This window comes from Candidatus Pelagibacter sp. (assembly GCF_052049815.1).
Taxonomy (GTDB): domain Bacteria; phylum Pseudomonadota; class Alphaproteobacteria; order Pelagibacterales; family Pelagibacteraceae; genus Pelagibacter.
In genome coordinates this window covers 1-8,419 of the sequence record NZ_JBNGZG010000039.1, presented here as the reverse complement: position 1 = coordinate 8,419, position 8,419 = coordinate 1, and the positions used below count along the sequence as shown (strand labels likewise).

General features: G+C 28.9%; 9 protein-coding genes. 7 read left to right on the top strand and 2 right to left on the bottom strand.

What is annotated here, in order from left to right:
* Positions 1–1,161, top strand: a 1,161-nt coding sequence (locus tag ACTT9D_RS06175; protein ID WP_440930916.1) for an ABC transporter substrate-binding protein, incomplete at its 5' end; no start/stop codon positions are given.
* Here the strand turns inward: ACTT9D_RS06175 and rdgB are convergent.
* Entirely contained in the window at positions 1,145–1,747 is a 603-nt protein-coding gene (gene rdgB / locus ACTT9D_RS06170) for an RdgB/HAM1 family non-canonical purine NTP pyrophosphatase (protein WP_440930915.1), read from the bottom strand. The genes ACTT9D_RS06175 and rdgB overlap by 17 nt on opposite strands.
* Positions 1,748–1,783: 36 nt before the next feature.
* On the opposite strand from rdgB, the gene ACTT9D_RS06165 reads away from it, so the two are divergent.
* The 6 genes from ACTT9D_RS06165 to ACTT9D_RS06140 all read left to right on the top strand — a co-directional run bounded on the left by ACTT9D_RS06165 (position 1,784) and on the right by ACTT9D_RS06140 (position 7,960).
* Positions 1,784–2,410, top strand: a complete 627-nt coding sequence (locus ACTT9D_RS06165) for a nucleotide exchange factor GrpE (protein ID WP_440930914.1) — start codon at positions 1,784–1,786, stop codon at positions 2,408–2,410.
* A gap of 61 nt (positions 2,411–2,471) precedes the next feature.
* Entirely contained in the window at positions 2,472–4,397 is a 1,926-nt protein-coding gene (dnaK, locus tag ACTT9D_RS06160; RefSeq protein WP_440930913.1) for a molecular chaperone DnaK, read from the top strand.
* Between the two features lie 28 nt (positions 4,398–4,425).
* Positions 4,426–5,562 (top strand): molecular chaperone DnaJ, encoded by a 1,137-nt coding sequence (gene dnaJ, locus ACTT9D_RS06155; protein ID WP_440930912.1) that lies wholly within the window; start codon positions 4,426–4,428, stop codon positions 5,560–5,562.
* A gap of 42 nt (positions 5,563–5,604) precedes the next feature.
* Complete coding sequence (gene dapB, locus ACTT9D_RS06150; RefSeq protein WP_440930911.1) at positions 5,605–6,381, top strand: 4-hydroxy-tetrahydrodipicolinate reductase; 777 nt, start codon at positions 5,605–5,607, stop codon at positions 6,379–6,381.
* Entirely contained in the window at positions 6,381–7,034 is a 654-nt protein-coding gene (gene nth / locus ACTT9D_RS06145; RefSeq protein WP_440930910.1) for an endonuclease III, read from the top strand. Before dapB ends, nth begins: the two co-directional genes overlap by 1 nt.
* A complete protein-coding gene (locus ACTT9D_RS06140) occupies positions 7,034–7,960 on the top strand; it encodes an adenosine kinase (RefSeq protein ID WP_440930909.1) in 927 nt (308 codons plus the stop codon). Before nth ends, ACTT9D_RS06140 begins: the two co-directional genes overlap by 1 nt.
* 97 nt (positions 7,961–8,057) lie before the next feature.
* Here the strand turns inward: ACTT9D_RS06140 and ACTT9D_RS06135 are convergent.
* A partial coding sequence (locus tag ACTT9D_RS06135; RefSeq protein ID WP_440930908.1) for a winged helix-turn-helix domain-containing protein occupies positions 8,058–8,419 on the bottom strand: 362 nt, incomplete at its 5' end.

The window sequence follows — 8,419 nt, the reverse complement described above, 5'->3', positions numbered from 1 at the left end:
ATGATTAAAGTCTTAAAGATAATTTTCTCATCAATAATATTCATTTTATATTTGCTAAATGTTAATTCTGATGAAAATCAGAAACTAAAAATTGGTCTGTTAATTCCTCTGTCAGGAGAAAATTATGAATTAGGTTTATCTATTGTTAAGGCTGTAAGAATGGCAATGGCAGATATAGATAGTGAAAAATTTGAGATAATAATTAAAGATACAAAAACTGATCCAAACATAACATTAAAATCCTCGTATGAGCTAAAACAACAAGGAGCTAATATAGTAATTGGACCAGTTTTTTTTGAAAGTGTCAAATACTTGGATGAAATTGAAGATATAATTTTTTTATCTTTAACAAATAAAACAATTGATTTACCTAAAAATGTAATAAGTTCAGGCGTAAACTCAACATCTCAATTAAATACAATTAAAAAATTTTTAAGTGAAAACGAAATTAAACATACTTTTTTTTTAATGCCCAAACTAGATTTTATTGACGAATTAAAAAAAGGAATAAAAAAATCTGAATTAGATATTTTACAAACTCATATTTATGAAAATGAAGCAACAAAACTTACAAAACAAATTGAAAAAATTACTAACTATAGAATAAGGAAACAAAATCTTGAGGATGAATTATATAGACTTGAAAACTCAAATGAATTTAATAAAGAAAAAAAAATAGAACAATTAAAAATGAAGTATACATTGGGAGATGTAAAATTTGACTCCATTATAATAGCAGACTTTGAAGAAAATTTAAAAAGTGTAACAACATCCTTATTATACACTGATGTTTCACCAAAAGAAAAATATTTTATTACTTTAAATCAATGGTTTGATAAAAGTTTAATTAATGAAAAAGATATTCAGCCAATTTATTATCCATCAATAAATAAAGAAAATTTTGAAAAATATAAATTAAGGTATCAAATTGATTTTGATGAAGAACCTAGTTATCTATCTTTATTAAGTTATGACCTAGTAGGTTTAGTTTATTATTTATCTTTAAAAAATAATTTTGACTTGTCAAATGTTAATAAGGTTTTTAAGAAAAAAAATTCATTTAAAGGCAAAATAGGTATTTTTGATATTAAAAATAATGAAATTAATCACCGTTTAAATTTTTATAAAATTGACGATAAAAAGCTTATAAAAATTTTCTAATTTTTTTAAAAGCATTAAACCTATGGTCTATTGTATATTTTTTGGATGGACTCATTTCTCCAAATGTTTTGCTTTTACCAAGAGGTATAAAAATTGGATCATAACCAAATCCATTTTGTCCTTTGGGCATTGATGATATATGGCCTTCTACTTTACCTTGAACACAAGCAATTTTTTTATTTAAATTACTTATCGAAAGCGCACAAATAAATCTTGCTTTTACTTTTTTATTTTTCCAATTTTTATCCACTTTATTTAATTCTCTATAAACCCTTTTGATTGCTTTACTAAAATCACCTTTTCTTCCACCCCACCTAGCAGAAAAAATACCAGGTCTTTTATTTAAAAGGTCAATCTCTAAGCCTGAGTCATCCGCCAAACAAATAAGATTACTTTTTAATGAAAAATACCTAGATTTGATCAGTGAGTTTTCTTTAAATGTTTTTCCGTCCTCTTTTGGACTATGTAGTTTAAAATTTGATGTTGAGTAGATATTTATATGTTTTGGTAATAAACTCCTAATTTCCTTTAATTTTCCCTCATTATTAGTGCCAATAAGTAGGTTTTTAATTTTTTTTTGAGACATCTGGAAATTTATAGATTTCTTACCATATATGTCTTCATGGAAAAAGAGCAAACCGATAATCAAGAACAAAATCAAGAAATTTCAAATACTGAAGAAGATACACAAAAAAAAAAAGGTTCTGCTTCAGAGACTTCTGAAGAAGTGAAAGAACTTTCACCAGAAGATAAAATTGCTGAACTTGAGGATAGATTGGCTAGAACTTTTGCTGAAATGGAAAATCAAAGAAGAAGATTTGAAAAAGAAAAAGAAGATGCTTTTGAATATGGTGGATCTTCATTTGCAAAAGAAGCTTTATCTTTAATTGATAATCTCGAGAGATCTAAAATAGTCCTTGAAAGTGACGATACTCTGAAAAACACGGATGCGTTAAAGAAAACTTTAGAACACCTTGATATTATTAATAAAGATTTGATTTCTATATTTAGCAAAAACAACATCAAACCAATTGAAAGTTTAAATAATAAGCTTGATCCAAACTATCACCAAGCAATGATTGAAATTGAAGATGCAACTAAGGAACCAGGAACTATAGTTCAAGAAATTCAAAAAGGTTTTACAATCAAAGATCGTTTATTAAGACCTTCACTAGTTGGGGTGGCAAAAAAACCTTCAGAAACAGACAAAAAATCAGAAGAAAACAAAGAGAATTTAGAGAAGAAATAATGCATGTGACAACTTGTAGATTAAAAATAAACACTTATATGATGAAGGAGAGATATTAATTATGAGTAAAATTATTGGAATAGATTTAGGAACTACCAATTCATGTGTTGCGATCATGGAAGGTAGTCAGGCAAAAGTTTTGGAAAATGCAGAAGGTGCTAGAACTACACCATCAGTTGTGGCATTTACTGATGAAAATGAAAAGCTAATTGGTCAACCAGCAAAAAGACAAGCTGTAACCAACCCTGAAAATACAATTTTTGCAGTAAAAAGATTGATTGGTAGAAATTTTGATGATCCAACAGTAAAAAAAGATATAGAAGCAGCTCCTTTTAAGATTGTGAATTCTGAGAAAGGTGATGCATGGATTGAGGCAAAAGGAGAAAAATATTCTCCATCACAAATTTCAGCTTTCATTTTACAAAAAATGAAAGAAACTGCGGAAAAATATTTAGGTCAAGCTGTAACAAAAGCAGTAATTACTGTTCCAGCTTATTTTAATGATGCACAAAGACAGGCTACAAAAGATGCTGGTAAAATTGCTGGCCTTGAAGTTTTAAGAATTATAAATGAACCGACTGCAGCTTCATTAGCATATGGTTTAGATAAAAAACAAAATAAGAAAATTGCGGTTTATGATCTAGGAGGAGGTACATTTGATGTATCTATTTTAGAATTAGGTGACGGTGTATTTGAAGTTAAGTCAACAAATGGAGATACTTTTTTAGGCGGAGAAGACTTTGATAATGCTGTTGTTGAATATTTGATTTCTGAATTTAAAAAAGATAATGGTATTGATTTAAAATCTGACAAGCTAGCACTTCAGAGATTAAAAGAAGCTGCAGAAAAAGCCAAAATCGAATTATCGTCAGCTGAACAAACTGATATTAATCTTCCATTTATCACAGCTGATAAAACTGGACCTAAGCACATAAACTTAAAAATGACTAGAGCCAAGTTAGAAGCTTTAGTTGAAGATCTAATTGCTAGAACAATTCCACCTTGTCAAACAGCTCTTAAAGATGCTGGAATTTCTGCAAGTGAAATTGATGAAGTTGTAATGGTAGGTGGAATGACAAGAATGCCTAAAGTAATTGATGAAGTAAAAAACTTCTTTGGAAAAGACCCAAATAAAAGTGTTAACCCAGATGAAGTCGTTGCTATGGGGGCTGCTATACAAGCAGGTGTTTTACAAGGTGACGTTAAAGATGTGTTATTATTAGATGTTACTCCTTTATCACTTGGTATTGAAACCCTTGGTGGTGTATCAACAAAACTAATAGATAAAAACACAACTATTCCTACAAAAAAAAGCCAAGTTTTTTCAACTGCTGAAGACAATCAACCAGCAGTATCAATAAGAGTACTTCAAGGTGAAAGAGAAATGGCAACAGATAATAAATTATTAGGTAATTTTGAGCTAGTTGGAATAGCTCCAGCTCCAAGAGGGGTTCCTCAAATTGAAGTTACTTTTGACATTGATGCAAACGGGATAGTAAATGTATCTGCAAAGGATAAAGGAACTGGTAAAGAACAAAAAATTCAAATTCAAGCATCAGGTGGTTTAAGTGATGAAGAAATTGAAAAAATGGTTAAAGATGCAGAAGCAAATAAAGAAGCTGATAAAAAGAAAAGGGAGTCTGTTGATGTAAGAAACCAAGCAGATACTCTCATTCATTCAACAGAGAAAAATCTAAAAGAACATGGGTCAAAAATTTCTGATGCTGAGAAAAAAGCAATTGAAGACTCATCTGCTGCAGTAAAAGAAGCTCTTAAAGGTGATAATATTGAAGATATCAAGAAAAAAACAGAAGCTCTAGTTCAAGCATCTATGAAACTTGGTGAAGCAATCTATAAATCACAACAAAATACAAAACCAGAATCTGGTAAAGATAATGGAAAAGACAACAAGGATAAAAAAGACGATAATGTTGTTGATGCTGACTTCGAAGAAGTAAAAGACGAGAATAAAGAAAAAAGCGCTTAACAGACAACTAATTGTCTAGGTTAAATTGATGGCTAAAAGAGACTATTATGATGTCCTAGGCGTAAATAAAAGCGCAAGTCCTGAAGATATAAAATCGGCTTACCGGAAACTAGCAGTAAAATATCATCCAGATAAAAATCCTGGTGACAAATCTGCAGAAGATAAGTTTAAAGAAGCTAGTGAAGCTTATGGAATTCTTTCAGACAAAAGTAAAAAAGAAAATTATGATAATTTTGGACATGCTGCATTTGAAAATGGTGGTGGTGGTCAAGGTGGTTTCGGAGGTTTTGGTGGTTTTAATGGATCAGATTTCTCAGATATTTTTGAAGATTTTTTTGGAGACTTTGGTGGCGGTGGAAGAAGAAGTAATAGAAGAAGCTCAAGCAACAGAGGATCAGATTTAAGATACGATTTATCTATAACACTCGAGGATGCATACAAGGGCAAAAAACAAAACATTCAATTCTCAACATCTGAAAAATGTAATACTTGTAAAGGAAATGGTTCTAAACCTGGCCATTCTCCTGACAGATGTACTTACTGTGGTGGAAATGGAAGAGTAAGAACTAATCAGGGCTTTTTTACAGTTCAACAAACTTGCCCACAGTGTGCAGGAAGTGGTGAAGAAATTACAAATCCATGTAACGATTGTAATGGCCAAGGAAATAAACAAACATCTAAAAAATTAGCAGTTACTATTCCTCAGGGTGTTGATGATGGAACGCGAATTAGATTATCTGGTAAAGGTGAAGCAGGCACAAGAGGTGGTGCTAATGGTGACTTATATTTATTTATAAATGTTAAATCTCATGAATTATTTAAAAGATCTGATGAAAACTTATTTTTTGAATGTCCTATTTCAATAGCCGATGCCGCTTTAGGAACTACAATTGAAATTCCAACAATTGATGGTGGAAAAGCAAAAATTAAAATTCCTGAAGGAACACAGTCAGGCAAACAATTTAGGTTGAGGGACAAAGGTATGCCATATATGCGTGGAAGTGGTAATGGAGATTTATATGTACAAATTGAAACTGAGGTTCCCGTTTCTTTGAACAAGAAACAAAAGGAGTTATTAGAACAATTCAGAGAAATAGAAAACGAAAAATCTAATCCTAGTATCAAACAATTTTTCCAAAAAGCAAAAAGCTTCTGGAAAAACTAATCTTTGTAATAAGTTAAAAGATATATATAAAATTCATTTAATATGAAAAATATAAACCTTACTATAACTGGTTGTATGGGCCGTATGGGTCAACAGTTAATTAAAACTACTAAAAAAGAAAAAGGTTTTAAGATTTATAGTTTAACAGAATACAAAATTATTAACAAAAAATTTGGTGGTATTAAACCTCAATTAAACACTGAGAGTGCTTTTAAAAAAACAGATGTAATAATTGATTTCACAGTTCCTAAATGTACTTTTGATGTATTAAAAATAGCCACAAAATTAAAAAAAAGAATTGTTATAGGGACCACAGGTTTTACTAAAAAAGAAGAGGAATTAATTAAAAATTATTCAAAAAAAATACCAATTCTAAAAGCAGGAAATATGAGTCTTGGCATAAATTTGTTAATGTACTTAACTGAAATTACATCTAAAGCTCTAGGAACAAAATACTTAAGTAAAGTTTTTGAAGTACATCATAAATATAAAAAAGATTATCCTTCTGGAACTGCTTTAATGTTAGGTAATGGTATAGCTGTAGGTAAAAATAAAAATTTTTACAATTTGGTTGGAAAGAAATTTTTGAATAAAAAAAATTTTCCTTATGGAAAAAAAATAAATTTTAACTCAATAAGAAAAGGAGAAATTATTGGGGAACATGAAGTTTTATTTTCTAGTGGAAAAGAAATAATAAAACTAAATCACGAGGCTTTTGACAGAGCTTTATATTCTGAAGGTGCATTATCGGCAGCAAGCTGGTTAATGAAAAAAAAACCTGGTTTATATTCAATGCGAGATCTAATGAATTTCAAATAATGGATGAAATTCAAAAAGCAAAAATAATACAAAAAATATTAAATAAAACATATCCAAGAATTGAAGTTCCGTTAAAAAGTAGGAATGTTTTTACTTTGCTTGTATCAGTTCTTTTGTCAGCACAATGTACTGATGTAAATGTTAATAATGTTACTAAAAATATATATCCAAAATATTATAAGCCAGAACACTTTGTTAAACTTGGGAGAAAGAAAATAGAAATATTAATTAAAAAGATTGGTATTTTTAGAGTTAAAGCAAAGAGTATTTATAACTTATCCAAAATTTTAATTGAAAATCATAAAGGAAAAGTACCAAAAACATTTGAGGAATTAGAAAAACTACCAGGTGTTGGTCATAAAACAGCTAGTGTTGTAATGTCTCAAGGATTTGGTTATCCTGCATTTCCTGTAGATACACACATACATAGACTTGCTCAAAGATGGGGTTTAACAAATGGAAAAAATGTTGTTCAAACAGAAATGGATTTAAAAAGACTATTTCCAAAAAAAAATTGGAACAAACTTCATCTTCAAATAATTTATTATGGACGAGAATATTGTAAAGCTAGAGACTGTTATGGAATAAGTTGTAAAATTTGTACTTCTTGTTATCCTAATAGAAAAAAACCTTTTATTGCTAAAAAACCATAATGAAAATACTTGGAATTGGAAATGCTATTGTTGATGTGCTTTGCAAAGTGAGTGATGACTTTTTGATCCAAAATTCATTAACAAAAAGTACAATGAAACTAATAGATGAAGATGAATTTAAAAAACTTATTTCATCATTGAGAATTGAAGAGACAATCTCAGGCGGATCAGTTGCAAACTCTATAGTTGGTTTATCACAATTAGGAAATAAGGTTGGATTTATAGGAAAAGTAAGTGATGATGATTTAGGGAAAAAATATGAAGAAGGTCTTAAAAAAGAAAATGTTGATTATTTATATAAAAAGAAATTAGAACCAATTTCTACTGGATCTTGTCTAATACTAATTACTCCAGACTCTGAAAGAACTATGTGTACTTATTTGGGAACCGCAGGAAAAATAAGTGAAAACGATGTGGATGAAAAAAAAATAAAAAATTCAGATATTACCTTTCTTGAAGGTTATTTATGGGATGAAGGTGAGCCAAAAAAAGCTTTTAATAAAGCTATAAAATGTTCAAATAGAACTGCAATGTCTCTATCTGATCTTTTCTGTGTTGAAAGACACAAACTTCATTTTATAGATTTAGTAAAAAATAAATTAGACATTATTTTTGCAAATGAGCAAGAAATTCTATCTTTAACAGACTCTAAATCTTTTGAAGATGCGATAGATTTTTGTAAACAAATAAAAAAAGAAATTATCATCACAAGAGGTGAAAATGGAGCTGTTTCAATTAAAGAAGACAGTGTTGAGGAATGTCAGGCTAGTAAAAATATTAAAATTAAAGATTTAACTGGTGCTGGTGACTTATTTGCTGCAGGTTATCTACATGGCTTAATTAATAAAATGTCTACTAAGGACAGTTTAATGAAAGGAACCGAATTATCTTCAAAAATTATTCAAAAAATTGGTGCAAGAATTTAATTTTTTTTTCTTTTAAAACTACCCTTCCCTTTTTTCGGTTTAACAACTTTTGGTTTATATCTTCTGTTTGATAAATTTTTAGCTGCTAAATTTTTTTTCAACTTAAATAATATCCTTTTTTTTCAAATATAATAAAATTGTTATCTTTGAAAGTTTCTAAAAATTTTTTTCTTAACCTATAGATATGTGTTTCAACTGTATGACTTTCAAGATCTGAAACATGATTCCAAACTTTCTGTTGTAATTTTTTTAAACTTACTGGACTGTTGGTTTTAATATATAAAATAAGTTCTATTTCTTTTTCAGTTAGATTTAATTTATCTTGATTTCTTATAATTACTCTAGAATTAAGATCTAATATATATTCACCCACTTGAATATTAGATTGATTTGAAAATTGATTACTTAGAAAAAATACATTGATTTGCTCAATAATTTTATCAATCTTTGAAGGAACTT